The following is a 23,558-nucleotide window of genomic DNA, read 5'->3' on the forward strand; positions in this document are numbered from 1 at the left end:
GGTACTTCTAAAGAGGTACCACGTTAAAAGTGTTAAAGTGCCTCATTGATTCAAATTGTTTTTGATATCCCTTACCTTTTTTAAAAGCCATTTTTTATTTTCTTTGTCTTTTACGATAATAAAATCTTCTGTTCCTTTAACAGAATAGATGGTGGACCCGACTGAAAAAAGATTCGATTGGCTGTTCGCTTGGGGCATTTCATATGCTTTTGTTTTCTTTAATATCGTGCTAATTTTTTCTCCTTGTTGCTTAAATGCATCCACATCTGCTTCTGTTCCGCTATACTCTTTGTTATTCACAATGACGATCATGGCATGACTAACTTCGTCCTCTGTATCAGTTTGACTGCATCCGAATAAAAATCCAATGAACACAATGACGAATATCTTTTTCATCGGAACCTCCTTATATGAGTATTCGTTGAATAGTAACGTAAATTCATGATAGGTAAAAGTCGCTTCCTTTACCAAGTATAAGGTAAAATAAGGAAAAGGAGGGAGATAGATGAAACCTCAGATTTTACTTTTAGGCATATTCCATCTCGATCGCCCGGCAAATGGTGACATGATTCGTCCAGCAATATTTGATATCGCGTCAGAGAGAAGGCAACGAGAAATCCAAGAAGTCGTTGCTCGATTGAACGCATTTCGACCGACAGGCGTTGCCCTTGAGACGGCACCTGAACGCATGAGTGACCTGCAACATACATATGAAACCTATCAACACGAGAGCGATTTAACCGAAAATGAACGGCAACAAATCGGCTTTCGCTTAGCCCGGATGGCAGGAATAGCAGATCTCTATGGGGTCGATTGGAATGAAATCGTACCCGGCGTACCGGATTTAGGAATCGTCCGATCACATCATCCGAAAGCATTTGAGACGATCGTCGCGGCTGAGATGAATCGGACTGAACAGTTAGAGCACGCGATGGAGCAGTTATCCTTCTCCGAATGGCTCGATCGATTGCACGCTGAAGAAACGATTGCAGCGTCGGCTATAATCTATGATCAAATCGAACGACTGGAAAGCGGGCGGATTTGGGTTGAACGCTACTGGCGAGTCCGCAATCAAAAGATCGCAAATCGTTTACTGCACCTCGCTCAGGCGAACGAACGAATCGTTTGTTTGTACGGTGCTGCGCACCTCCCGTTATTACGACAATATTTGAATGACTCGAACCAAGTCGAAGTGATGACGTGGAACGATTGGAACAACGAAAAGGAGTGTATGTAAATGCTATTTCACTACCATATTTGGACACCACATTTGGAAGAAACAGAAGCCTGGTACACGGCACGCGGGTTTCACGTTTCTCAGCGGATCGGGAAAAAGGACGGAGAGTTTTCGTCATTTAATCCACCTCTGTCATGGGATGATTTTCGAACGGATCAAATTTTATTCCGAATCATTGAAATGAAACGGGGAGCGGTCAATGTGACGATCGGATTCGGAAAAATAGTTCGCTTCGATCACATCGGATTTTTGATACAGCCTGGTGACGTGCAAACAATTCTTGATCGCGCAGAAACGTTATCGTTCACAGTCCAAGCGAACGAGCGGCGGACGTTCTTGCAAACACCGTACGGATTACGAATTGAACTGCAAGTCCATGAAGATGCAATTGCGGATACTGATGGAACGACACTTGAGCGTCTAATCCTAGCGACGCCGCGCGAAGGGTTAGAGGCGGATTTAGCGAAACTGTTCGATCGACCAATCTCACAAATCCAAACCGTCCGCGGGGAGAAGACCGTCTTACAAGAAGCAGTCTTTTCCGACGTATCGCTCGTAGGAACGGATCCGAACGGTGTTCAGCTCGTCTGCTCATAATCAACGAATACTTTGATCGGGAGATCTGGTGTTTTCATTAAGCTAGCGAAGCAACTGGCAAGCTCCGAAAACGAAGTCTCGTGTTCGAACAATGCGGGCAATGTCGCGTGACGATCATCTGAAAAGAGCCAGTCTGCGTGCTTGCGGTAGTCCCAGCCGTCACTCGATGCAACGATCTGAAGTTCTTTCGCGTGAAATGCGGGCGTCAACATCAAGGTTTCCCGGTTGCCGTCCGATAAGACGCAGATTGCACCATGAGGACGAACAGCAGACTGAAGCTCGGCAAAGGCCGCTTGACGTCCGGAACATTCGATGGCGACGTCATACATACTTGAACCCGATGTGACAATACGTGCACCTAATTGACGCGCTAACTCCGCTCGGGACGTAAGCGGCTCGAGGATATCAATATGACGAACGTTAACGTAATGCCGTAAGTAATGTACCGTCAGCAAACCGATCGTACCCATTCCAGAAACTAAGACGCTTGTGTCGGGTGTCAATGTCAGCTTTCGAACGCCTTTTGCCGCGTCACAAGACAGAATCAATAGTAAGGCTTCACGTGGTGAGACATGAGCAGGAACCGGGAGGACCTTCGATTCAGGAACGATCGCCTGATCTTGATGACCATAGAAGCTGACAACCCGATCGCCGGGCTTGACGATTTGGACGGCGTCACCAACTGCAAGCACTTCGCCATAACTTTCATATCCTGTCTCGAGCGGATAGTCATAACTGGTTTCGGTCATATCTTGTTCCAGCCATTGGGGAAGTTCGGCACCGATACTGATGGCACCGGCTAGAGTGCGGACGTGGACGTCATGGATGCCAAGCGGTGGCAGTTCCCGAACAAGATAACCAGGCATCTTCGACTCAACAAGACAGCAAATTTTTGTAGTGTTCAACACGTAAACCTCATTTCATTGTTGGATTGATGACACATGGATCAAGCATATATCACTTTACTTGTAAAATATAACAATTCGAAACCAGAAATAATGTAGAATAAGAAAGAATAGGGGGTGGATTGAATGGAACCATTATTGATTTTGGCATTGCTCGTGTTCGCATTTTTGACGTTTCGGTATAGTAAGATCCTCGTCCGAAAGGATATTTCTGCCGCACACAAACGACTCGCGATCGTCTTTTATTTGATTGCCGTCAGTGGACTCGGCGCTGTCGTCTATTTTAACGTATAAGGAGGACCATTCATGCATTTAACGACCAAACGACGAATCGGTGCGTATATCATCAACCAAGCTGTTTATCTTGGACTTTCCGTCGTCATCGAAAAAACGGTATTACGACGTGTGAAGTCAGAAGTCGTGCACGCCTTCGTCACACAACCGACGATCAGTTTTCTAGGAGAAGTCGCGCAATTAAAACTGTTGAACGGAAAATCGATTGGTGGTCAGATTTGTGGCATTCAGGTTAAAAGCGAGAACGGATTACCGTTGACGACAAAACAAGTCATTCGTCGAACAGTCTATCGTGATACGGTCTCGTTATTTAAGATCCGACCGTACTGGAAACCGTTTCTTGAGAACGGACAACGGTTACCGGAAGATGACTTCGCGAGAACGATTGTCCGCTTAAACCAGGAGAAGCTAAAAAATGAAGCTTGATTTTCATGTCCATTGTGTCCGTGCCTCTCAACCTACAGGAGCCATCCTGCTCTATCATGGTTGGGGTGGGACAGCTGTCTCTTATCTAGCGTTTGCTGAACAACTCGCTGACGAAGGATACGATGTCTTCATTCCGGAACTCGTTCGACATGATCAACGAGAACCGTTTGATGACCCTTACGATAAAGAAGTAACGACGACCTATTTTTGGTCCGTCGTCGAACAATCGATTACGGAAGCGACAGCTATCATCGAACAATTAGGCTGGCATGTTTCAGACGTGATAGCGATCGGTGTCTCGATGGGTGGGTTCATTGCCCACGGGATTATGTCGCGTCAGCCGATTAAAGCACTCGTTGCGATCAATGGGGGCGGTGCCTATCTTGAAGCAGAACGCTTATTTCGCGCGCGCGATGGGCGACCGGTCATCAAAGAAACAGATGTACCATGGAAGCTCGATCCAATCAGCGTGATGGATGAGCGTCCGCGGTTGCTCCTGCATGGGGATGCCGATGACATCATTCCATTATCGATCCAGCAGTTCTATCACGCAACCGCTGTACAAGCAGGTATGGCGCAAACGACCGTATTAGACGTTTTTCCAGGTGTCAATCATACCGTGACCGATGCCATGATCGAGCAACTGATCACATGGCTGAAGCACGTCAAACTTCAAGGAGCGACAGATGGACTACATACGTTTTCTTCGCAGTAAGGTCGGTCAGGAAAAAGTGATGTTGAACTTTGCCGGTGGGATTGTCTTTGACGAGGAGGGACGCATTCTTCTTCAAAAACGGCGGGAGCAACAAGCATGGGGATTTCCCGGCGGGGCACTGGAACTAGGAGAGTCGCTCGTTGAAGCTGCACAGCGTGAGATTTTGGAAGAGACCGGTTTTCATGTCAGGATCGAACGTTTGAGTGGTGTCTATTCAAAATACGAAGAGATGTATCCAAACGGGGATGTCGCCCAACCGATCGTCCATTTTTCCGTTTGCCGAATCAATGGGGGACAATGGACGATTGATGCCGATGAATCACTCGATGTTGCTTTTTTTGAAAGAGATCAGATGCCAGAACTCTATAGCGACCTGCATCAAACCGCCTGGAACGATTTTTTGACGGAACCGGGTCCAGTCTTTCGATAACGTAAAACATCCTTCTGATTTTAACGTCAAAAGGATGTTTTTACATGCGACATATTCAGCGTTCAAAGCCACCTTCGGAATGGATGACTTGCCCGGTCACCCAGCCACCGTCAGGACTGACGAGGAATTGGATCAATCGTGCGACGTCTTCTGGCGCACCGATTCGACCGAACGGAAAACTAGGTTTAAGCGTTGTCCGGGTTGCTTCATCCATCCAAGTCGAGTCGGTCGGACCTGGATTGACCGCATTAACGGTGATGCCAAGCGGTGCTACGGCTGTCGCGTAAGTCTTCGTAAACGTCGACAAGGCACCTTTCGTCGTAGCGTAAGCAATCTCGTCAGGCATCGGACCGAGATCCTGCCCGGACGTCAGTTGAACGATGCGACCGGACGTTAGGTTCGATTCAGTGAATCGTTTCGTAAAACGTGTCGCGAGCAACAACGGTGCCCGGAGATTGACGGCATAGTGTTGATCAAGGCTTGTTGCATTAAGTGTTCGCCAATCTGTCATCGTCGAGTGGGCAGCATTATTAATCAGGATGCTGGGTGTTCCAAAATCTTCAATGCGTGCGAATAAATCGTCAGCGGCATCAGGATGACTTAAATCAAGTTCGATCGCAAGGACGCGGACACCATGATTTTCGAGTTCGGTCGTAAAACTAGCCACCCAATCTGCTGTTGCTTTAAAATAAGTAAAGACCAGGTCATGTCCAGACGAGGCAAGCTGGCGGCAAATCGCAGCTCCGATGTCGCGTGTCTGACTGGCACCGGTCACGATGGCAATCGGTCGTATCGTCATATGTATTCTCCTTCATGTAAATGGAATCATAAAAACCAAATGTTTACAAAAACAGTATAACGTAATAAAGAGAACGAAAGAAAGCGTTATCAAGATTTAACATACTAAATAGATGCATGTTTTATCCTAAAGTGTCGTAAAGAAAAAGTGTACGAAATTATTCGTTAAACAGGTTGGGAAGGATGAATCGAACATGAAAGCAATCGTCTTATTCGACGGAGAATGTAATCTCTGTGACGCGAGTGTCCAGTTCATTTTGAAACGAGACAAAGGATATCATGATTTTGCTTCGTTGCAAGGGGAGACGGGGCAAGAGCTCGTCCGGCGTCATCATCTCTCGGAAACGATTGACAGTGTCGTTGTGATTGACCGAGGTGTACCCTATATCAAATCGGATGCTGCATTACGGATTGCTCGTCATTTAAAAGGTGGATGGCGTCTGTTGAGTGTGCTTCAGATTGTTCCACGTACACTTCGGGATCGCGTCTATGACTTCGTTGCAAATAATCGCCATCGTTGGTTTGGGCAAAAGCAACAGTGCGCGCTGCTGTCTCCAGAGACGCGAGCTCGATTTCACGACTAAAGATGAAAAACCGCGACGAATTGGTCGCGGTTTTATTATTTACAAGGATTTTTTCTCGTTTAGCATACAGATTAGGATAATTAAAATATCATTCTACCTATTTCTGAAAAAAGTTGTAGATTTCAGTCCTTCCAATCCTTTAAGATAGTCGATATATATGTGCAGATGCACGCTTGAATTAAATAAAGGATCATTTTGAAGGTTCTTGAGAAGAATGAGTTTTTAATCTTTAATTATGAAGGATTAGAAAAGAAGGTGAAATGCATGAAGATGACTCGCTCTACGGACTATGCCATTCGTGTGCTTATTTTTTCGGCGTCCCATCCGACTCGTCTCGTACAAATTCAAGAAGTGGCAACATATTATGGTATCTCTAAGAATCACCTAATGAAGATCGTTCATGCATTGAGTAAGTTTGGTCTCATCATTTCCGTGCAGGGTCGTAATGGTGGCTTTAGATTAGCAAAATCACCGGACACGATCACACTGGGAGAAATCGTTCACCTTTTTGAAGAAGTATCTTATCTGGAAACCGTGTCTGTAACACATGACGATCGCAGTTTACAAAATACGCGTCTTGCATTTGATCGGGCGTTTTCGTCCTTCAAAGAAACATTAAGTGCTTACACGTTGATTGATCTAATGGCGCCAACATGGGTTAATTGAAATTACTACTTGAAGCTGTCAAAGCGTCATCCTAAACAAAGCAGGTCGAGCCACATCAGTGGTTCGACCTGCTTTTGTCTTATCCTGTACAGAGCATCAAGACGTTACCGTCAGGATCCGCAAACGTAAAGTAAGAAAAATCATCGAAACGCTCGATGTCGCGGATGATGGGTGCCTGTAACGACAACACAAACTGATAAGATGCATCAATATCTGTTGTAAAAAAATTAAATAAAGCATGTGGTGAAGGGTGATGTTGATACGTTGCGTCATTCGTATGATCGTCGAGCGTCAAACTCGTTGGACCTTCGAGTGGGAGATTGTAAACAGGTGACGAGACACACGACGCATCAAACGGCAACTGCAGTAACTGGTGATACCATGCGGCGGCACGTTTTACATCCTGAACATGTAAAAAGACAGCGTTCATACGGGGTGCGATGAGATGGGTCGAAATTGACATAAAAATCTCCTCCTTCTTTTTGATACCTATTTCCTTTCGATAAACGTCTCTTAATTCCTCTAATTCCTATAAATGGAATATGTTATGATATATCAGGAAAATCATTTACGAATTGGAAAGGAATGATGATATGGAAACCATCATCTGTACGACGTGTGGTGTCGAACAAATCAATCCAGAGCGCGAAACGTGTCCGATTTGCTCAGAGGAACGACAGTATGTTAATCCAATTGGTCAAACGTGGACCACGCTCGCTGCCATGCAAACGTCAGGAACGTATCAAAACGTCATTAGTGACGACGGAGCAGGCGTCTATGCGATTCAGACGACACCAGCGTTCGGGATCGGTCAGACGGCATATCTTGTCCAAGGAAAATCGTTTAACCTGTTATGGGACTGCATTACATATCTTGATTCAACAACGAAAGAGCAGCTTGACGAATTGGTCGGAATTCAGGCGATTGCTTTATCACATCCGCATTATTACGCGACACAAGTCGAATGGGCGGAGACTTTTGACGTACCAATCTATATTCATGAAGATGATGCGTCATTCGTGACGCGACCAAGCGAACGCATCGTCTTCTGGAGTGGTGAAAGCTTGGAGTTAGCAGAAGATTTGATATTACATCGCATCGGTGGTCACTTCAAAGGAGCAGTCATTTGTGAACGAAAAGATGCATCAGCGGGGCTATTGTTGACAGGAGACATTGTTCGGATCGTTGCCGATCGGGCATGGGTCAGTTTCATGTACAGCTATCCGAATGTGATTCCGCTTCCAGCAAAGACGGTCGCGCGAATAGCAGAAACGTTACGTCCGCTTCACTTTGAAAAATTATATGACGCCTTTCATCGGAAAATTGAAACCGGTGCGTCTGAAGCAGTGGCGCGCTCTGCAGAGCGGTATATTGCTGCCTTGAACGGGGACTGGTTCACGACATGAAGTCGCGATTGATCGTCATCCGCAGAAATTCTGGTAGTGGAAAAACGACGCTTGCCAAAGCGTTACGATCGGTTTTACCGGATAGCATCCTGTTGTCGCAAGATGTCATCCGCAGGGAGATGTTGAACGTAAAAGATGGACCAGGAAATCCGGCGATTTGCTGGATCGAGGAGTTGGTCGGACTTGCTGACGGACGCCACGCAACGATTCTGCTGGAAGGCATTCTTGCACAGGACTGGTACGGTGAGATGATTGACCGGTTGGAACGTCGCTTTACGTCACGTTACGCGGCGTATTATTTTGACGTCACATTCGAAGAAACCATTCGTCGCCATGCGATGCGGCAACCGACGGAGTTTTCTGAGACGGATATGAAACGCTGGTGGATTGATCGGGATCACCGCCCGACGGATCGTCTGATTGCTGAGGATAGATCGATAGAAGCCATGATTCAGAAAATAAAACAAGAGCAAAAAGGGGAGAGCGAATGACACACTACATTTTTGACATGGATGGAACGTTGTTTCAAACGAATGCCGTGCTTGCGCATGCGCTAGAAGATGTCTTTCATGAGTTGCGTCAGACGGGGCGCTGGGAGGGAGAGACACCAGTCGCCCTCTATCAGCAGATCATGGGCGTCTCGTTACCAGAAGTCTGGCAGACGTTACTACCGGACTTTTCAGCCACAGACCAACAGGCTGCGGATCAAAAGTTTCGACGTAGCATAGAGCAGGCAGTCAAGGCGGGTCACGGGTGCCTATATCCAGGAACGATCGAGTTGCTAAGTCGTTTGAAACAAGCGGGTCATTCTGTTTATATCGCAAGTAATGGGTGGCCGTCCTACTTGTCAGCAATCGTGACGACATATGGACTCGAAGCCTATATCGATCATGTCTATAGTATCGAAGACATCCGTTCCGGTAATAAATCAGCACTCGTGCGGGAGATTTGTAAGATGCACGATATCTCTTCAGGTTACGTTGTTGGGGACCGCTTATCTGATTTCAAAGCGGCGCATGCGAACGGACTGTTAGCAATCGGTTGTCAGTTCGATTTTGCGCAAGAGCAGGAACTCGCAGTCGCGGACCGTGTCGTAAAAGAGTTGGGTGCTGTCTACTAAAAAGAGCCGTCTTCTGCGGAAGACGGCTCTTACTTATAGCAATTATTCTGCCCACCAGAGGGCATCGTCTGGTTTCTTCGCGATCGACGCGACTTCTTTTTCACTCGATACAGTTGGATGCGACCCTTTCAGTGCCTTACCAGCTGTATTCTTAAAGAAGAAGAAGAACGTGACGAAGCCGATGACGCTGACTGCTGTTAGATAGAAAGCAGGTGCAAGCGGGTTTTGTGTCGCATGGACGAGCCATGTCGAAACGAGTGGCGTCGTTCCACCGAAGATTGAGACCGAGACGTTGAACGTCACCGATAGTGTCCGGTAACGGACATCCGTATAGAAGATACTCGGTAGAAGACTCGGCATCGTTCCTTCAAAGATTGCCAAGAAGAAGCCAAGGATGAAGATTCCGATTCCGACGAACAAGAGCGGTTTAAGACCAATCAAGAAGAACGACAGGATTGAAAGTAACGATAGTCCGGCTAACGCGAAAAGAACGATATTGCGATTGCCTTTTTTGTCACTAAGCTTCCCGAAGAAGTAAGCGAGCGGAATCATGATCACCATGACACCAGTAATTAGAATCGTACTTGTCGAACTTGACATGCCGATGACTTCATCGAGGTACGATGGCATGTAGGACAAGAGCATGTAGTTCGTAATGTTGAAGAAGGCGACAGCGATGAAACAAACGATGATATCACGTTTGTGGTCGCGAAGAATTTCGCGGAATGTCGCAGGCTCTTCTGTATTTTCATTGATCTCATTTTCGAAGATCGGTGATTCATCCAAGTGACGACGTAAATAGAGACCGAATAAACCGAGTGGTGCCCCAAGAATGAAGGGAATCCGCCATCCCCAAGATGCCATTTGATCATCCGATAAAGTGACGAAAAGTGTTGTAGCCAGTAATGAGGCGAGAATATATCCACCGAGTGTTCCGATTTCAAGTCCACTTCCGAGTGCACTCCGTTTGTTATCAGGTGACGATTCAGCGATGTAGACCATGGCCCCAGCGTATTCACCGCCAGTCGAGAATCCTTGTAAAATGCGGGCTAACAATAACAAGATCGGTGCCCAAATACCGATTTGATCGTAGGTCGGTAATAATCCGATGATGAGCGTCGAACCGGCCATCATGACGATCGTCGTCGTTAAAACGACCTTCCGTCCGAGTCGGTCTCCGATGCGTCCAAAGACGATTCCACCAATTGGTCGCATTAAAAAAGCGATCGCAAAGGTCGCAAACGTAAAGACGAGCTTCAGTTCATCATTTTCAACAGCGCTAAAGAAGTTTTGACTGATGATGATTGCGAGATAGGAATAAAGACCAAAATCGAACCATTCCATCGCATTCCCAATTCCGGTCGCATAGACACTTTTTTTGGTTTGCTGCATGTCAACGACATTGACTTTTTCTTTTCTGAATTTCATAAGTTCTGTTCACTCCCTTTAATAAGTTCGTATCGTACCATAGCAGGAAATGAAGTCAAGTTGCTAATGTGCTTAACCACTTGAAAATGACTGAAAATGGCTCTGTGCCTGGAGTTGTCAAACCGTTGCGACTCTAAGGACGAACAAAGGTGTGCATTTTTTATGAAAAAAATTGAAAATTTTTTGGGTGTTTTCATAAATTCGAAACAATTTTCATGTGTTTTCACGACGAAAAAATCAGTAATCGGCCTTTAGGATGAGGGAAAGAAGACTATATTTTGGTAATTTTAAAATGAGGGTGGAAAGTAAAGGAGAATGCTTATGAAAAAGAAATGGATCGCCATTATATGTCTTGGACTCATTGTAGTCGTCGGTGGTTGGTATGCTGGATTTCAAGAATCGAAGGTATCCGGTTTTCCGGTGCCACGATTTGCTACGGCAGTTGAAAAACAAGGTGAGTGGAAAATCAAAACGCGTCTTGTCTCGGAAACCGATGGACCGGGTCTATTCTATGGAACGCGGATTCGCCAAGCCGGTTGGAAAGAACTCGATCGTGAAGGAGCGACGGCGTGGTATGAAAAAGACGGGAAAGTGATTGCCTTGACGACGTTTGATGGGGAACTGTATCTCGAAAATTCGAGTAAAGAAGAAATTCGGTTATAACACAATGAAATGAGACAACGATTGGCTTGTCTCATAATTGTAAGAACTTCAAAAGGATTGCATGGGCATCTGCTCATGCAATCCTTTTTGTTTTAATCATCTTCGGAAGAGGAGAGTTGTTTATGTGTCTTAAAATCGTAGATTTTATAGGAAATCGGAAATCGATGGTTCTTTGTTGAAATGACGCGACAGAAATAGGGCACGTCTTCTCCGTACGCTCCTAATTCCGGATAATCTTGAAAGGTAAAATCCTCATAATCCTCGGTTGCGTCGAAAATAATAGACATGGATTGTGTCTTGCCTGAGTTTTCCTCTACATAACAGTCACCTTTGATAACAGCGTAGTCCTTGAAGACGATTTGCGATAGGCTAGGGACCGTCCAGTAAAGTAGTCCAACTCCAAGTAACGTGATAAAGATGAACTGAAGTTTGTCTTTAAATGTTTCTGTCGAGTCTTTCCATGTATCAATCGTAAAGAAGATACCACCAAAAAGTGTAATGATTCCGAGTATAAGCATTCCATAATACAGAATGAGTTCACGATTCATTTGATTTAGCTCCGTTCCTCATAAATATAGTCCATTTGCCTGGACGACGAAATGCGAATGTTCATAGTGGTATGTGATGACGGAATAGTCGAACGGACGACCGTTCGTCAAATGAAATACTGTCTCAATCGTTAATCCAGGATCGCCCTCGGTGAGATCTAGATGACGAGCCGACTCAGCGCTTAACTTCCCGACGTGCATATACATATCCGAGAACCCAATATTCAATTGGAGTGCCGTCTCTAAGTATTCGAAGATTGACTGCTCGACGATTTCACGATTCAAATACGGAACGATCGATTGACGATAGTAAGACTCTTCGAGACAGAGGATCTTGCCGTCGATGTAGCGGATTCGCTTGACGTAATAAATCGTCTCACCTGCCTCGATCCCGAGATTCTTCGCGATGTTATCGGTTGCAGCGATTGATTCGAGTGCGAGAACGGTTGACTCGATCGTATGACCGACGAGATTCTGCTTGAATCCTTGGGTCGAGAACAGGCGAATGTAGCCGGTGCGATTCGTCTTCCGGACAAAAATCCCGCTTCCTCGGACTTGAAAGATGACCCCTTTTCGTTCGAGTAACTCAAGTGATTTTGTCATCGTCGTTTTACTGACGGCGAACTGACGAATCAACTCTTCGAGAATCGGTAGTTTGTCCCCTTGTTTCAACTCATGTTGTTCTATGTACCGTTCGATTTCATCGGCCGTCTGTTGGTATTTCAGCATAAGACACCTTCTTTTCTTACGAACTTTTTTCTTTCTTCAGTATAGCATAAGCCTTCTCTTGATTAATAACATGTTAAATTTAATTATTTATGTATTGATTAATTGTGCATGTACAATTAAAATGAAAGGGTATTCAAGCGTCATATTCAGGGGAGGTACACGATATGGGCAAGGTTCGCGATTATCAACAATTGGCGCATTCGATTTTAGAAGCCGTCGGGGGAGAAGACAACGTCATCAGCGCCGTCCGATGTGCCACACGACTTCGTCTTGTCTTGAAACGATCGGATTCGTCAGCCAAGGAAACAGTCAGTGCATTACCTGGCGTCATTACGGTCGTTGAGTCTGGCGGGCAGTTTCAAGTCGTCATTGGTCAACACGTTGGGGAAGTCCATCAAGAATTTTTGAAGCTCGTCAATTTGGAACAATCGGAAACGGAAGAGGCGCCGAAAGGGACGGTCCTCAACCGAATCATTGCGACGATGTCAGCGGTCTTTGCACCGTTCGTCTACATCTTAGCTGCAGCAGGGATTCTGCAGGGAACTTTGATTTTGACGACGCTCGCTTTTCCAGCATTCGCGAAGACGGGTACTTATGAAGTCTTTAGCTTCATCTCATGGGCACCGTTTACGTTCTTGCCGATCTTCATTGCTATCACGGCAGCGAATCATTTTAAGGTCAACGCCTTCATCGCGGTCGCCTGTAGTGCGGCACTTGTCAGTCCAACATGGGCAGATATCGCAGCGCGCATCACGGCTGGTGAATCCATCACGTTTTTAGGAATCGCATTATCCGGGACAACGTATACGTCATCGGTCTTACCGCCATTATTCCTCGTCTGGATTCTGTCTTATGTCGAGCGATTCCTGAACAAGACGATCCATGAAGTCGTCCGTCCGTTGTTCGTCCCGTTCTTCAGTATGGTGTTGATGGTGCCGCTTACGATTCTCTTGATCGGACCGATCACGACACTGGGTGCAGAGGGGATCGCAAACGGGTATAACTACTTAGCAGAGAATGCTCCTGCGGTCGCTGGTCTCATCATCGGTGGCTTCTGGCAAGTCATCGTCATCTTCGGTGTCCACTGGGGTGTCACGCCGATGGTGCTCGCGAACTTCGAGCAATATGGACGCGACTCGTTCCAGGCTTACCAAACGATTGCCGTCATCGCCCAAATCGGTGCCGTCATCGGAGTCATCTTAAAAGCACGCAACAAAGAAACGAAAAAAGTCGGGGTCTCGGCAGGACTGACAGGTATCTTCGGTATCACGGAACCGGCTATCTATGGAGTGACGCTCCGCTTTAAGAAACCGTTCATCTATGGCTGTATCTCGGGAGCAATCGGCGCTGTCACGGCGAGTTTCTTTAAACCATATTACTTTGCCTACGCCGGATTACCGGGACCATTGACGCTCGTCAACGGTATCGACTCCGACTATCCATCATCAATCATCGGCTTATTGATCGGAACGGCGATTGCCTTGATTCTACCGATCGTCTTGATTCAAGTGTTCGGCTTCGGGGAGCAGGCTGCTCCGGTCGTAGCTCCTGCAAGTACAGCGACACTAGTTGCAAAACAAGAAGTCAGCGCTACGCTGACAAACGAAGAGACGCTTCGCGCACCACTTGAAGGAACGATCGTTGCTTTATCAGATGTACCGGATCCTGTCTTTGCATCCGGTGCGATGGGACAAGGGATAGCGATTCGTCCGACGAACAACCGGGTCACGGCCCCGTTTGACGGGACCGTCGTCATGGTCGCCCCATCAGGTCACGCGATTGGATTACGGTCGACGAGTGGTGTTGAAGTCTTGATTCATGTCGGTCTTGAGACGGTGACACTTGACGGCAAACCGTTTACACTTCACGTCAAAGAAGGTGAGGCGGTGACGACAAGTGATCTCCTCATGACGTTTGATGCGACAGCGATTGAAGCGCATGGACTCGAGACGATCACACCAATCATCATTACGAACACACAGAGTTATGCGCAAATTCTACCGACGGACGAGACGGTCACGACGGCAAATACACAGATTTTGACGATCATCAAGTAAGAGAAAAAGAAGGAGGATATGAAGATGAAGACATTACCAAACGATTTTCTATGGGGCGGTGCGTTAGCGGCGCATCAATTCGAAGGTGGCTGGAATGCTGGTGGGAAAGGACCGAGCGTCGTTGATGTATTGACGGCAGGAGCACACGGCGTCGCACGACGCATCACGGATCAAGTAGAGGAGAATGAATTTTATCCGAACCACGAGGCGATTGATTTCTATCACCGTTATAAAGAAGATATTGCCCTGTTCGCTGAGATGGGACTGAAATGTCTCCGGACATCAATCGGTTGGAGCCGGATTTTCCCAAACGGAGACGAAGCGGAACCGAACGAAGAAGGACTGAAGTTTTATGATGACGTCTTCGACGAATTACTGAAATACGGCATCGAACCAATCATCACGCTGTCGCACTTTGAGATGCCACTCCACCTCGCACGTGAATACGGTGGATTCCGCAACCGGAAAGTAGCGCTGTTCTTCGAAAAATTTGCGGAAGTCTGTTTCACGCGTTACAAAGACAAGGTCAAGTACTGGATGACGTTCAATGAAATTAACAACAAGATGGACGTCAGCAATCCATTATTCCTCTGGACGAATTCCGGTGTCCTCCTCGACCCGGAAGAGAACGCGATGGAAGTCATGTATCAAACGGGTCACCACGAGTTGCTCGCGAGTGCACTTGCCGTCGCAAAAGGGAAAGCGATCAACCCGGATTTCGAAATCGGAGCAATGGTCTCACACGTACCGATCTATCCGTACTCATCGCATCCGGAAGACATTTTGCTCGCTGAGACATCGATGCGTCAGCGCTACTTCTTCCCAGACGTCCAAGTCCGCGGCTACTACCCGTCTTATGCATTAAATGAGTTCAAACGGGAAGGGTATGATGTTCCGATCCTAGACGGTGATGCAGAAATCTTGCGAAACGGTACGGTCGACTATCTTGGATTCAGTTACTACATGTCGACGACCGTCAAACATGATGCTGTCGTCAATAACACAGGCAACATCGTCAACGGTGGTCTCGCGAATGGTGTCGAGAACCCATATATCCAGTCGAGCGACTGGGGATGGGCGATTGATCCGGTTGGTCTGCGCTATGCGATGAATCGTTTATACGATCGCTATCAGATTCCGTTGTTCATCGTCGAGAACGGTTTCGGTGCGATTGATACGATCGAGAATGGTCAGATTCATGACACGGCGCGAATCGATTACTTGCGTGCGCATATCGAAGCGTTCAAAGCAGCCGTACTCGAAGATGGTGTCGAGTTGATCGGTTACACGCCGTGGGGTGTCATCGACATCGTCTCCTTTACGACAGGTGAGATGAAAAAACGCTACGGCATGATTTATGTTGATCGGGATAACGAAGGCAACGGATCAATGGAACGGATGAAAAAAGACTCGTTCGATTGGTACCGTCACGTCATCGAGACGAACGGTGCTGCGTTACACAGTTCAGAGACGGCCAAATGATGAAGTAAGGGGTAACGGAAAAAATCCGTTGCCTCTTTTTTAAAAGAATTAGAATGAAAAAGTAGTGGGGTATGGCACACTAAGGAAAAAACGGGGGACCGGTAAATGATCAAAAAACGCTATGCCGATCGACATGACTGGCGTCGCATCACACAACGACACTATGTTCATGAACAAGTAGAAAACGAAGTGTTCAAAGGACATGTGACACTCCTTCAACTGATTGAAGTCGCTTTACCGTTAGATGTCCGTTATGGTGACGAAACGATTCGAATTGCTGACGCCGGTTACGTCTGGGTACAACAATTCCCAAGCGGTGCCCAACATGCCGTGACCTCGATGTTTGACGCCACGGGTCAGTTAGTACAGACCTATGTCGATATCTGTCTTTGTACCGGAGTAGAGGACGGACGAGTCTACTGGGAGGATCTGTTTCTCGATCTGATCGTTTTGCCATCAGGAGAAGTCTTATTAGTCGATACGGATGAACTGGAAGCAGCACGTGAGCAAGGGATTGTCTCAGAAGCGGAATATGCGCTCGCTTGGGTAGAAGCGAAGCGACTGCAAAAACAATTACAAGATGGATCTTTTCATCTCGTCGCACATGCCGAAGTAATGAAAAAACGGTTAGAACAGCAACTTAAACAGGGAACACCGCGTTGACGGGGTTCCCTGTTTTTTAGGCATGTCGTTCTTCGTTTATCTCGTTCGTTGCGAAATACTGTTGCTTGCGCGGGAGGAGAATCAATCCAAGAAAACAGATCGTCACGATTACGAGGAGACCGGCAAATAGAAGCGTACTGAAACGAATCGACCAGATGTCACCGAGCATACCGATCGCGACGATTGCTAGAATCTGTAGCAGACTGACACCGACACCGTATAGACTCGTAAAGCGTCCCATTAAGTGGAGTGGAATATTCGTCTGTTGGAACGTTAGGAAACCGGTCCCTGCAAATGCGTGGAAACAACCGAGTAACAAGAAACCGATACAGACGATTGAAAACGAATTCGCACTCGCATACAGCATGTAACCGACGGCGACGAACACATAACCGATCGTCAGCATCATCCGAACGGAGAGCGTTTTAGCGTAGCGGGCGACGACCCAGCTGCCGGCGACGGAACCAATCCCAGTCAGACTCATCAGTAAACCATAATCGGTTTCCGATAAGTCGATGCTTCGCTGTAAAAAGACGACTTCTTGCGTATCAAGTGCAAGTGTCGCGATCATCATCAGCATCGCGAGGATGTATAATCCGGTTACGTAGCGTGCGCTTTTGCTGAACTGATAGACAAGCCGCCAATCGGATATAATGTCTTGCAGCCGCATCCCTCGTTCGACCGAAGTGGTAAAACGCGGCAAGCGCATCAGCAGGATAGCTGATCCGAGAAACGAGACAGCGTTGAGCCAAATGGCAACATCAGCAGAAGCAACATAGAGCAGTCCACCAGCGAGAGCCGGACCAATCAAAAAGGCACCTGAGGTGATTAGACTACGATAGGCATTAAACGACGTCCGGTCGTTTTGGGGAACAAGCGTCGTGATATAAGTCAACGTTGCCGGTTCAACGACCGATTTGATGATGGCTAAGGCGATCAAGTCGATGTAAAGCAACGATAGTGGTAGAAATGGCATAATACCGATTAAGAAAGCACGCAACAAATCAGTCTGAATCAACAGTCGACGCAAGTCGGATCGGTCGACCCAACTCCCCGCGAACGACTTGATGATGAGAGAGACGATCGGACTGATGATCCACAGCGCAGCAACGGCTGACGCTGAACCGGTCAAGCGATAGATGTAGACGTTGATCGCAACGAGATAAATGAAGTCACCAAACTGTGAAATACCGAGCGCACTTAGGAGTATTCGTTCCCGAGAAGACATGACAGCATCCTTTCTTACATCATTTTCCAATAGTATACCAGAAAATCCTGATAACGTTTTCGTATATCTCTATACTTTTTATGGGAGAGTGGGTATACTTGGAAAAAATCAAAGGAAGAAGGGTTCGATCATGTTAACGACCATCGATTTATATCAAGCATTGCCTGTACTTGAAACGGAACGACTCCGTTTGCGACCGGTTCGCACAGAAGATGCAACAGATATCTATGCCTATACGAAAGATGAAGAGACAGCAAGATATGTCAGCTGGCATGCGCATAAAAGCCTCACGGATTCTGAACAATTCGTCGAACACATCCTTCGCCAATACGAACTAGGGAATCCGGCACCATGGGTAATCGAAGACAAAACGAGCGGACGGGTCATCGGAACGATTGATTTCATCAAAGTCTCGTTTGAGCAACAGCAAGCAGAACTCGGTTATGCGCTGTCGCGCGAGTACTGGGGGAAGGGTTTGATGCCGGAAGCAGCAGCGCGTCTCGTACAGTACGGTTTTGAGACACTCGGACTCGAGCGCATTCAAGCTCGTTGTTTTGTTGCAAATGATGGATCTGCTCGTGTCATGGAAAAGATCGGTATGACGTTCGAAGGAATCTCGCGGAGTGCTTTATTCGTTAAAGAGCGTTTCTGGGATTTAAAGATTTATGCGATCACACGAGAAGATTATATTGAGAGGAAATAATGGTTATTTTATTTTTTAAAAGGATAACTATTTATAATAGTGTATAATTAATCCAACTAATATTTATAAGGAGTGGAACAAATGGAAAACTTCGCATTAGAAATTCGAAATATTTCACAAAGAATAAATCAAATGAAAGATTCAATCTCTACTGAAGAAGCTACTAAGACTGCTCTAATTATGCCTTTTTTTCAAATGCTTGGATATGATGTATTTAATCCTGCAGAGTTCACTCCAGAATATATTGCAGATGTTGGAATTAAAAAAGGAGAAAAAGTAGATTATGCAATCATGAATCAAGGAATACCCACAATCTTAATTGAGGCAAAGTCCATAAAAGAACGCTTAACAAAACATGACTCTCAATTATTTAGATATTTTGGTACTACAAACGCAAAATTTGCGATACTAACTAACGGAGATGTTTATAGGTTTTACACAGATTTAGAAACACCAAATGTTATGGATTCTGTCCCGTTTTTTGAAATCACACTATCCGCAATAAAGGATAGTGATATAAAAGAACTTCAAAAGTTTAAGAAGCAAGAATTTAATGTTGATACAATTCTTTCTACTGCTGAAGAACTTAAATACTTAAATGCTATAAAAGATCAGTTAAAAACTATTTCAGAAACTCCAAGTGATGATTTTATTAAAATGTTAATACAAGATTCATATCAAGGAATTAAAACTCAAGCAGTAATTGATAAATTTAGACCTATTGTTCAAAAGTCCTTCAACCAGTTTATAAATGAAAGTTTGAATGAAAAACTTAAAAATGTGATCTCAGGCGAACAAGAATCAACAATAGATTCAATGGAAAGAAATGTAGAGAATCAAGAAACAACTGAAACTCAAAATGACATTCCTATTCCTAAATCAATTGAAACTACTCAAGAAGAAATTGAAGGATATGCCACAGTAAAAGTTTTATTGGGATCTGCAATTGATAAAAATAGAATTTTTTATCGTGATAATGCCAGTTATTTTAATATTCTAATAGATGATAGTAATAGAAAATGGATTTGTCGTCTTCATTTAAATTCTGTAAATAATAAGTACATTACTCTTAGAGATGAACCGAATATTCGAAATAAAATAAATCACGTTTACGAAATTGAGGATTTTAAGGATCGATTAATAAAAATCGTCGAAGATTTAATTAAACCAAAAATAAAAAGTGAATAAAAATTAAAAAATTCTCTGCATCCATTTTTGAATGCAGAGAATTTTTTAATTCAAAGCAAAATACTCGGAATAAGTTTAGAAACATGTTAAACTGGATATAAGAAAAGTAAGGAAGTAAGGAATACAAGAAAAACACAGAAAGAAGGAAGTTCGTGATGGAGCTATCAAAGTTAACGTCAAAAGGACAGATCACCATCCCTAAAAAAATTCGGCAAGCCTTGCAAGTGGAGGAAGGAGATCGCGTGGCATTCATTGAGGAGGACGGGTTTGTCATCATGGCGAAAGCGGATTTGAAACAGCTGCATGACCTTCAAGATATATTGAGCGATGAGACGTTCAAGACGCTCATCCACAAAGCGAATCATCATTTGTAAAAAACAAATAAGGAGGAAATAACAGATGGATATGCGCGAAGTAGATTTACCAGGAATCGGACGGAAGTTCGAAGGCATCACGACACGAGGAGATAAGGTGGTCGTCATCGTCCATGACGACGGACGACGCGAAATGCATCATTATGATGACGACGATTTTGATGAGAGCATCTCGAGCGTGACGTTCAATGATGCAGAAGCTCGTCAGATGGCAGGAATTCTCGGAGGGTTGTCTTATAAGCCAAAGGATCTTGAAAAAATTGAACTCGCGTTTGATGATCTCGTCATTGAATGGTTCAAAGTCGGTCAGGATTCAAAGGTCAACAATCGAACGATCGGGGAACTCGATGTCCGTAACCAATATGACATCTCGATCATTGCAGTGCTTAAACATGACCGTTCGAAATCGTTAAATCCTGGACCAGAAACGCGCCTTGAAGCCGGTGATACGATCGTCTTATCTGGAGAGCGTCAAAACGTCCGTCACATCACGAAAGAATTATTCTCAATTGAAGGAGGCGGATAATATATGGATCATCTCATATTTGAAGTCGGTACCGCGCTTATCTTAGTGGCGATCGCGGCAGTGCTCGCGAACAGACTCAATTTCTCGATTATCCCGTTTCTGATTATTCTCGGGATGATTGTTGGACCGCACGCTCCGACAATCGGGATACTAGACTTCAAGTTCATTGAAAGTGCTGAGTTCATCAGTTTCCTCGGGCGAATTGGCGTCCTATTCCTCTTGTTCTATCTCGGACTCGAATTTTCGATCGGTAAGTTGATCCGGTCTGGAAAATCGATCGTCACGAGCGGAATGATTTATTTATCGATTAACTTTACCGGAGGTCTCTTATACGGATTCATCGCCGGATTCCCACTCTATGAAGTACTCGTCATCGCCGGGATCATCACGATCTCCTCGAGTGCGATCGTAGCGAAAGTCCTCGTTGATCTCCGCCGGACTGGTAACACGGAGACGGAATTGATTCTTGGAATCATCATGTTCGAGGACATCTTCCTCGCCGTCTACTTGTCTGTCTTATCGGGACTGCTTCTCGGTGGTGGGACGACGTTACTCGCGTCTCTTACCTCGATTTTGATCGCCCTCGGCTATATGTTGCTGTTCTTCATCGTCGCTCGGAAGGCAACACCGCTTTTGAATAAGATGCTGAAGATCGCCTCGGATGAAGTCTTCATCATCGTCGTCTTTGCTGCCTTGTTCTTCATCGCCGGATTCTCGGAAACGATTCATGTTGCAGAAGCGATCGGGGCGTTGTTACTCGGTCTCGTCTTCTCAGAAACCGATCAAGGTGAGCGGATCGAACATCTCGTCGTACCATTCCGTGATTTCTTCGGTGCGATCTTCTTCTTCAGTTTCGGATTGAGCATCGATCCGACGATGTTGCTTGACGCCGTCTGGCTCGCACTCGGTGCCGTCGTCATCACGATCATCGGGAACTACGTGGCTGGTATGATTGCAGGGCGTAAAGCAGGCTTGTCACACAAAGCATCCTCGAACATCGGCTTGACGATCGTCTCGCGCGGGGAGTTCTCGATCATTGTCGCGAATCTCGGAATCGCTGGTGGATTGATGGATATCTTGTCACCATTCTCAGCCTTGTACGTCTTGATTCTCGCCATTCTCGGACCGTTGATGACGAAGGAATCGAAACGGATTTACAACGTCATGAATAAAATCTTTAAGTGGACAGAACCGAAAGAGAAAAAGACGAAGAAAAACGCCTGATATCACGTAAACGAACAACCGGTTCGCTTTCCCGAACCGGTTGTTGTTGTTTAAGTCAAGACTTCATACGTCGCCATCAGGAATTGTCCCGAATGGCGACTCGCTATTAAACGAAGATTCGTTTCATTCGTCCCTTCCGGAAACAGCGGGATGCCTGTTCCGAGGATGACAGGGGCGATTGCCAGTTCAATCGAGCGGATGCGTTTTAAGCGCAACGCTTCTTGAATCAACTCGCCACCACCGATCAGCCAAACGTTACCTTCAATCGTTGGCGTGATTCGGTCGAGCAGTTGATCGAGCGGCTCATCCGTATAGGTGACTGTCTCAGACGTTCGTTGCGTCCGGCTATAGATATAACTCGGAATATCTGCGTAAGGGTACGTCTCGCTGAGTTGCAGGACTTCATCATATGTTTTTCGTCCCATGATGACGGCACCGACTTGATCATAGAACGCTTGGTAACCATTATCCTCGTCTCCAGCAACGGCAAATAACCAGTCAAGTGAACCGTCTAGCCGAGCGATTTTCCCGTCAAGACTACAAGCGATATAAAGAACGGTCGTAGGTTGTGACATCATAATTCCTCCTTTTGCGTCGTGTGTCTTCATCTTAGCGTATAATGGCGACAAAAAATGTCGTCATTTGAGGAGGAATTATATGAATACGAGACAATGGCGTTTAGTACGCTTGTTAAACCGGGGCGAACACTTCTCTGCACGGATACTCGCAGAAGAATGTCAGGTGTCGATCCGGACGATTCAACGAGACATGACGGTACTTGAAGCAAATGGTTATCCAATCTATAGCGAACCTGGCGTAGCAGGGGGTTACCGGATGTTGCCACATCGGAACATGCCGCCACTCGTTTTGACGGATGAAGAGACGATTGTCTTATTCATCCTTCTGGAATGGATTAGTCAGATTCCTGATTTTCCATTCGGAACGATTCGTCAAGAAGTCGCTGAACGCTACGCGAACGAATTACCAAAATTGACGGAGCAACAGATTGTAAAATGGAAAGACCGCTTTCGCTTTCAAGCGGTCGATACACCACCGTCGCCGCAAAATCCTGCGTTACTCGACTTGTTAGAGAGCGGACGGATGGGGAATATTCTCTATGAGACGACAAAAGGACGACGCATGATCGTCGTAGATCCGATTGGTTTATCGTTCGAACAGAATCGCTGGTACTTCTATGGACAGACGAATCGAGGGTATCGCCAGTTCCGTGTTGATCGGATCAAAGACGTAACGCTTCATGAGTTGCCAGCAACCGAGTTAACCTTTTCAGATTTGGAACAAGACATGACACGTGTCGCGATGACGACGGTGAAACTGGAAGTATCAGCATTAGGCGAACGATTGCTAGAGGGGATTTTGCCCACGCAACCTGAACGAACATGGTTGGTTCCGGAAACCGAACTGCCGTATCTCGGACGCCAATTGCTGCGACTTGGTCCAGAGGTGCGAGTCCTTGAACCACTCGAACTTAGAGAGCAGTTGATTCGTCAAGCAGCAGAAATGATTGCTGTGCAACGATCCGATAAGGCGCTCGGACAGGATTGAA

At 45.9% G+C, this 23,558-nt stretch carries 30 protein-coding genes; 21 read left to right on the forward strand and 9 right to left on the reverse strand.

Features of this window, described 5'->3' with window-relative positions; genetic code table 11:
- Positions 1–42: 42 nt before the first annotated feature.
- Positions 43–396 (reverse strand): hypothetical protein, encoded by a 354-nt coding sequence (locus tag ACHWTJ_RS07365; protein WP_394679331.1) that lies wholly within the window; start codon positions 394–396, stop codon positions 43–45.
- Between the two features lie 109 nt (positions 397–505).
- On the opposite strand from ACHWTJ_RS07365, the gene ACHWTJ_RS07370 reads away from it, so the two are divergent.
- Entirely contained in the window at positions 506–1,237 is a 732-nt protein-coding gene (locus tag ACHWTJ_RS07370) for a DUF5694 domain-containing protein (protein ID WP_294741175.1), read from the forward strand.
- Positions 1,238–1,834 carry a hypothetical protein gene (locus ACHWTJ_RS07375; RefSeq protein ID WP_294741177.1) on the forward strand — a complete coding sequence of 199 codons (597 nt, stop codon included), beginning with the start codon at positions 1,238–1,240 and terminating at the stop codon, positions 1,832–1,834.
- Here the strand turns inward: ACHWTJ_RS07375 and ACHWTJ_RS07380 are convergent.
- Entirely contained in the window at positions 1,816–2,739 is a 924-nt protein-coding gene (locus ACHWTJ_RS07380) for a zinc-binding alcohol dehydrogenase (RefSeq protein WP_394679332.1), read from the reverse strand. The two genes, ACHWTJ_RS07375 and ACHWTJ_RS07380, sit on opposite strands and share 19 nt — an antisense overlap.
- Positions 2,740–2,865: 126 nt before the next feature.
- On the opposite strand from ACHWTJ_RS07380, the gene ACHWTJ_RS07385 reads away from it, so the two are divergent.
- Genes ACHWTJ_RS07385 through ACHWTJ_RS07400 form a run of 4 tightly spaced genes read left to right on the forward strand, consistent with a single transcriptional unit; the run spans position 2,866 to position 4,604 of the window.
- Entirely contained in the window at positions 2,866–3,033 is a 168-nt protein-coding gene (locus ACHWTJ_RS07385; protein ID WP_294745884.1) for a hypothetical protein, read from the forward strand.
- 12 nt (positions 3,034–3,045) lie between these two features.
- Entirely contained in the window at positions 3,046–3,459 is a 414-nt protein-coding gene (locus ACHWTJ_RS07390) for an RDD family protein (protein WP_394679333.1), read from the forward strand.
- Positions 3,449–4,174 (forward strand): alpha/beta fold hydrolase, encoded by a 726-nt coding sequence (locus ACHWTJ_RS07395; protein WP_394679334.1) that lies wholly within the window; start codon positions 3,449–3,451, stop codon positions 4,172–4,174. The genes ACHWTJ_RS07390 and ACHWTJ_RS07395 overlap by 11 nt, the downstream gene beginning before the upstream one ends.
- A complete protein-coding gene (locus tag ACHWTJ_RS07400; RefSeq protein ID WP_394679335.1) occupies positions 4,146–4,604 on the forward strand; it encodes an NUDIX hydrolase in 459 nt (152 codons plus the stop codon). The genes ACHWTJ_RS07395 and ACHWTJ_RS07400 overlap by 29 nt, the downstream gene beginning before the upstream one ends.
- 55 nt (positions 4,605–4,659) lie before the next feature.
- Here the strand turns inward: ACHWTJ_RS07400 and ACHWTJ_RS07405 are convergent, their stop codons facing one another.
- A complete protein-coding gene (locus ACHWTJ_RS07405; protein ID WP_394679336.1) occupies positions 4,660–5,403 on the reverse strand; it encodes an SDR family oxidoreductase in 744 nt (247 codons plus the stop codon).
- 193 nt (positions 5,404–5,596) lie between these two features.
- Here ACHWTJ_RS07405 and ACHWTJ_RS07410 point away from each other — a divergent pair, with 193 nt between their 5' ends.
- Together ACHWTJ_RS07410 and ACHWTJ_RS07415 are read left to right on the forward strand one after the other, a co-directional pair.
- Complete coding sequence (locus ACHWTJ_RS07410; protein ID WP_394679337.1) at positions 5,597–5,986, forward strand: thiol-disulfide oxidoreductase DCC family protein; 390 nt, start codon at positions 5,597–5,599, stop codon at positions 5,984–5,986.
- Positions 5,987–6,250: 264 nt separating this feature from the next.
- A complete protein-coding gene (locus ACHWTJ_RS07415; protein WP_294741189.1) occupies positions 6,251–6,652 on the forward strand; it encodes an Rrf2 family transcriptional regulator in 402 nt (133 codons plus the stop codon).
- 79 nt (positions 6,653–6,731) lie between these two features.
- On the opposite strand, the gene ACHWTJ_RS07420 is transcribed toward ACHWTJ_RS07415, so the two are convergent.
- Positions 6,732–7,115: a VOC family protein gene (locus ACHWTJ_RS07420; RefSeq protein WP_394679338.1), complete on the reverse strand. Its 384-nt coding sequence runs from the start codon at positions 7,113–7,115 to the stop codon at positions 6,732–6,734.
- A 130-nt stretch (positions 7,116–7,245) separates the two neighbouring features.
- Between ACHWTJ_RS07420 and ACHWTJ_RS07425 the strand changes: the two genes are divergently transcribed.
- From ACHWTJ_RS07425 to ACHWTJ_RS07435, 3 genes are read left to right on the forward strand one after another with little or no spacing between them, the layout of a single operon-like run.
- Positions 7,246–8,058 carry an MBL fold metallo-hydrolase gene (locus ACHWTJ_RS07425; protein WP_394679339.1) on the forward strand — a complete coding sequence of 271 codons (813 nt, stop codon included), beginning with the start codon at positions 7,246–7,248 and terminating at the stop codon, positions 8,056–8,058.
- On the forward strand, positions 8,055–8,549 hold the full coding sequence (locus ACHWTJ_RS07430; protein ID WP_394679340.1) for an AAA family ATPase: 495 nt from the start codon (positions 8,055–8,057) through the stop codon (positions 8,547–8,549). Before ACHWTJ_RS07425 ends, ACHWTJ_RS07430 begins: the two co-directional genes overlap by 4 nt.
- Positions 8,546–9,178: an HAD hydrolase-like protein gene (locus ACHWTJ_RS07435; protein ID WP_394679341.1), complete on the forward strand. Its 633-nt coding sequence runs from the start codon at positions 8,546–8,548 to the stop codon at positions 9,176–9,178. Before ACHWTJ_RS07430 ends, ACHWTJ_RS07435 begins: the two co-directional genes overlap by 4 nt.
- Positions 9,179–9,220: 42 nt before the next feature.
- Here ACHWTJ_RS07435 and ACHWTJ_RS07440 read toward each other — a convergent pair whose 3' ends face one another.
- Positions 9,221–10,606, reverse strand: coding sequence for an MFS transporter (locus ACHWTJ_RS07440; RefSeq protein ID WP_195864900.1), 1,386 nt, complete (start codon positions 10,604–10,606; stop codon positions 9,221–9,223).
- A 321-nt stretch (positions 10,607–10,927) separates the two neighbouring features.
- Between ACHWTJ_RS07440 and ACHWTJ_RS07445 the strand changes: the two genes are divergently transcribed.
- Positions 10,928–11,269 carry a hypothetical protein gene (locus tag ACHWTJ_RS07445; protein WP_294741198.1) on the forward strand — a complete coding sequence of 114 codons (342 nt, stop codon included), beginning with the start codon at positions 10,928–10,930 and terminating at the stop codon, positions 11,267–11,269.
- Between the two features lie 92 nt (positions 11,270–11,361).
- On the opposite strand, the gene ACHWTJ_RS07450 is transcribed toward ACHWTJ_RS07445, so the two are convergent.
- Together ACHWTJ_RS07450 and ACHWTJ_RS07455 are read right to left on the reverse strand one after the other, a co-directional pair.
- Entirely contained in the window at positions 11,362–11,817 is a 456-nt protein-coding gene (locus ACHWTJ_RS07450) for a hypothetical protein (protein WP_223040433.1), read from the reverse strand.
- A gap of 18 nt (positions 11,818–11,835) precedes the next feature.
- Complete coding sequence (locus ACHWTJ_RS07455; protein WP_294741201.1) at positions 11,836–12,546, reverse strand: GntR family transcriptional regulator; 711 nt, start codon at positions 12,544–12,546, stop codon at positions 11,836–11,838.
- 164 nt (positions 12,547–12,710) lie between these two features.
- Here ACHWTJ_RS07455 and ACHWTJ_RS07460 point away from each other — a divergent pair, with 164 nt between their 5' ends.
- The 3 genes from ACHWTJ_RS07460 (at position 12,711) to ACHWTJ_RS07470 (ending at position 16,748) form a co-directional block, all read left to right on the forward strand.
- Positions 12,711–14,603 carry a beta-glucoside-specific PTS transporter subunit IIABC gene (locus tag ACHWTJ_RS07460; protein ID WP_394679342.1) on the forward strand — a complete coding sequence of 631 codons (1,893 nt, stop codon included), beginning with the start codon at positions 12,711–12,713 and terminating at the stop codon, positions 14,601–14,603.
- 24 nt (positions 14,604–14,627) lie between these two features.
- A complete protein-coding gene (bglA, locus tag ACHWTJ_RS07465; protein ID WP_394679343.1) occupies positions 14,628–16,085 on the forward strand; it encodes a 6-phospho-beta-glucosidase BglA in 1,458 nt (485 codons plus the stop codon).
- 105 nt (positions 16,086–16,190) lie between these two features.
- Positions 16,191–16,748 carry a DUF402 domain-containing protein gene (locus ACHWTJ_RS07470; protein WP_294745923.1) on the forward strand — a complete coding sequence of 186 codons (558 nt, stop codon included), beginning with the start codon at positions 16,191–16,193 and terminating at the stop codon, positions 16,746–16,748.
- Between the two features lie 16 nt (positions 16,749–16,764).
- On the opposite strand, the gene ACHWTJ_RS07475 is transcribed toward ACHWTJ_RS07470, so the two are convergent.
- Positions 16,765–17,976, reverse strand: coding sequence for an MFS transporter (locus ACHWTJ_RS07475; protein ID WP_394679344.1), 1,212 nt, complete (start codon positions 17,974–17,976; stop codon positions 16,765–16,767).
- Between the two features lie 130 nt (positions 17,977–18,106).
- Here ACHWTJ_RS07475 and ACHWTJ_RS07480 point away from each other — a divergent pair, with 130 nt between their 5' ends.
- From ACHWTJ_RS07480 to ACHWTJ_RS07500, 5 genes are all read left to right on the forward strand, one after another.
- Positions 18,107–18,679, forward strand: a complete 573-nt coding sequence (locus ACHWTJ_RS07480; protein WP_394679345.1) for a GNAT family N-acetyltransferase — start codon at positions 18,107–18,109, stop codon at positions 18,677–18,679.
- Positions 18,680–18,760: 81 nt separating this feature from the next.
- The gene (locus tag ACHWTJ_RS07485; RefSeq protein WP_294741212.1) at positions 18,761–19,867 is read left to right on the forward strand and encodes a type I restriction endonuclease; all 1,107 of its coding nucleotides are present in this window, start codon (positions 18,761–18,763) and stop codon (positions 19,865–19,867) included.
- Positions 19,868–20,022: 155 nt separating this feature from the next.
- On the forward strand, positions 20,023–20,241 hold the full coding sequence (locus tag ACHWTJ_RS07490) for an AbrB/MazE/SpoVT family DNA-binding domain-containing protein (RefSeq protein ID WP_023468485.1): 219 nt from the start codon (positions 20,023–20,025) through the stop codon (positions 20,239–20,241).
- Positions 20,242–20,266: 25 nt separating this feature from the next.
- Positions 20,267–20,767 carry a cation:proton antiporter regulatory subunit gene (locus ACHWTJ_RS07495; RefSeq protein ID WP_294741216.1) on the forward strand — a complete coding sequence of 167 codons (501 nt, stop codon included), beginning with the start codon at positions 20,267–20,269 and terminating at the stop codon, positions 20,765–20,767.
- Between the two features lie 3 nt (positions 20,768–20,770).
- Positions 20,771–21,991, forward strand: a complete 1,221-nt coding sequence (locus tag ACHWTJ_RS07500; RefSeq protein WP_394679346.1) for a cation:proton antiporter — start codon at positions 20,771–20,773, stop codon at positions 21,989–21,991.
- A 50-nt stretch (positions 21,992–22,041) separates the two neighbouring features.
- Here the strand turns inward: ACHWTJ_RS07500 and ACHWTJ_RS07505 are convergent, their stop codons facing one another.
- Positions 22,042–22,566 (reverse strand): dihydrofolate reductase family protein, encoded by a 525-nt coding sequence (locus ACHWTJ_RS07505; protein ID WP_394679347.1) that lies wholly within the window; start codon positions 22,564–22,566, stop codon positions 22,042–22,044.
- Positions 22,567–22,648: 82 nt separating this feature from the next.
- Here ACHWTJ_RS07505 and ACHWTJ_RS07510 point away from each other — a divergent pair, with 82 nt between their 5' ends.
- Positions 22,649–23,557 (forward strand): helix-turn-helix transcriptional regulator, encoded by a 909-nt coding sequence (locus tag ACHWTJ_RS07510; RefSeq protein ID WP_394679348.1) that lies wholly within the window; start codon positions 22,649–22,651, stop codon positions 23,555–23,557.
- Position 23,558: the final 1 nt, after the last annotated feature.

Source organism: uncultured Exiguobacterium sp. (assembly GCF_964277885.1).
Classification (GTDB): Bacteria; Bacillota; Bacilli; order Exiguobacteriales; family Exiguobacteriaceae; genus Exiguobacterium_A.

Excerpts from the sequence above, each read along its gene's own strand:
- ACHWTJ_RS07365 (WP_394679331.1), bottom strand. The coding sequence starts at position 396 with ATGAAAAAGATATTCGTCATTGTGTTCATTGGATTTTTATTCGGATGC.
- ACHWTJ_RS07370 (WP_294741175.1), top strand. The coding sequence starts at position 506 with ATGAAACCTCAGATTTTACTTTTAGGCATATTCCATCTCGATCGCCCG.
- ACHWTJ_RS07440 (WP_195864900.1), bottom strand. The coding sequence starts at position 10,606 with ATGAAATTCAGAAAAGAAAAAGTCAATGTCGTTGACATGCAGCAAACC.
- ACHWTJ_RS07500 (WP_394679346.1), top strand. The coding sequence starts at position 20,771 with ATGGATCATCTCATATTTGAAGTCGGTACCGCGCTTATCTTAGTGGCG.
- ACHWTJ_RS07405 (WP_394679336.1), bottom strand. The coding sequence starts at position 5,403 with ATGACGATACGACCGATTGCCATCGTGACCGGTGCCAGTCAGACACGC.
- ACHWTJ_RS07455 (WP_294741201.1), bottom strand. The coding sequence starts at position 12,546 with ATGCTGAAATACCAACAGACGGCCGATGAAATCGAACGGTACATAGAA.
- ACHWTJ_RS07375 (WP_294741177.1), top strand. The coding sequence starts at position 1,238 with ATGCTATTTCACTACCATATTTGGACACCACATTTGGAAGAAACAGAA.
- ACHWTJ_RS07470 (WP_294745923.1), top strand. The coding sequence starts at position 16,191 with ATGATCAAAAAACGCTATGCCGATCGACATGACTGGCGTCGCATCACA.
- ACHWTJ_RS07395 (WP_394679334.1), top strand. The coding sequence starts at position 3,449 with ATGAAGCTTGATTTTCATGTCCATTGTGTCCGTGCCTCTCAACCTACA.
- ACHWTJ_RS07510 (WP_394679348.1), top strand. The coding sequence starts at position 22,649 with ATGAATACGAGACAATGGCGTTTAGTACGCTTGTTAAACCGGGGCGAA.
- ACHWTJ_RS07420 (WP_394679338.1), bottom strand. The coding sequence starts at position 7,115 with ATGTCAATTTCGACCCATCTCATCGCACCCCGTATGAACGCTGTCTTT.
- ACHWTJ_RS07400 (WP_394679335.1), top strand. The coding sequence starts at position 4,146 with ATGGACTACATACGTTTTCTTCGCAGTAAGGTCGGTCAGGAAAAAGTG.
- ACHWTJ_RS07410 (WP_394679337.1), top strand. The coding sequence starts at position 5,597 with ATGAAAGCAATCGTCTTATTCGACGGAGAATGTAATCTCTGTGACGCG.
- ACHWTJ_RS07385 (WP_294745884.1), top strand. The coding sequence starts at position 2,866 with ATGGAACCATTATTGATTTTGGCATTGCTCGTGTTCGCATTTTTGACG.
- ACHWTJ_RS07505 (WP_394679347.1), bottom strand. The coding sequence starts at position 22,566 with ATGTCACAACCTACGACCGTTCTTTATATCGCTTGTAGTCTTGACGGG.
- bglA (WP_394679343.1), top strand. The coding sequence starts at position 14,628 with ATGAAGACATTACCAAACGATTTTCTATGGGGCGGTGCGTTAGCGGCG.
- ACHWTJ_RS07390 (WP_394679333.1), top strand. The coding sequence starts at position 3,046 with ATGCATTTAACGACCAAACGACGAATCGGTGCGTATATCATCAACCAA.
- ACHWTJ_RS07435 (WP_394679341.1), top strand. The coding sequence starts at position 8,546 with ATGACACACTACATTTTTGACATGGATGGAACGTTGTTTCAAACGAAT.
- ACHWTJ_RS07460 (WP_394679342.1), top strand. The coding sequence starts at position 12,711 with ATGGGCAAGGTTCGCGATTATCAACAATTGGCGCATTCGATTTTAGAA.
- ACHWTJ_RS07445 (WP_294741198.1), top strand. The coding sequence starts at position 10,928 with ATGAAAAAGAAATGGATCGCCATTATATGTCTTGGACTCATTGTAGTC.
- ACHWTJ_RS07490 (WP_023468485.1), top strand. The coding sequence starts at position 20,023 with ATGGAGCTATCAAAGTTAACGTCAAAAGGACAGATCACCATCCCTAAA.
- ACHWTJ_RS07425 (WP_394679339.1), top strand. The coding sequence starts at position 7,246 with ATGGAAACCATCATCTGTACGACGTGTGGTGTCGAACAAATCAATCCA.
- ACHWTJ_RS07450 (WP_223040433.1), bottom strand. The coding sequence starts at position 11,817 with ATGAATCGTGAACTCATTCTGTATTATGGAATGCTTATACTCGGAATC.
- ACHWTJ_RS07495 (WP_294741216.1), top strand. The coding sequence starts at position 20,267 with ATGGATATGCGCGAAGTAGATTTACCAGGAATCGGACGGAAGTTCGAA.
- ACHWTJ_RS07485 (WP_294741212.1), top strand. The coding sequence starts at position 18,761 with ATGGAAAACTTCGCATTAGAAATTCGAAATATTTCACAAAGAATAAAT.
- ACHWTJ_RS07475 (WP_394679344.1), bottom strand. The coding sequence starts at position 17,976 with ATGTCTTCTCGGGAACGAATACTCCTAAGTGCGCTCGGTATTTCACAG.
- ACHWTJ_RS07415 (WP_294741189.1), top strand. The coding sequence starts at position 6,251 with ATGAAGATGACTCGCTCTACGGACTATGCCATTCGTGTGCTTATTTTT.
- ACHWTJ_RS07480 (WP_394679345.1), top strand. The coding sequence starts at position 18,107 with ATGTTAACGACCATCGATTTATATCAAGCATTGCCTGTACTTGAAACG.
- ACHWTJ_RS07430 (WP_394679340.1), top strand. The coding sequence starts at position 8,055 with ATGAAGTCGCGATTGATCGTCATCCGCAGAAATTCTGGTAGTGGAAAA.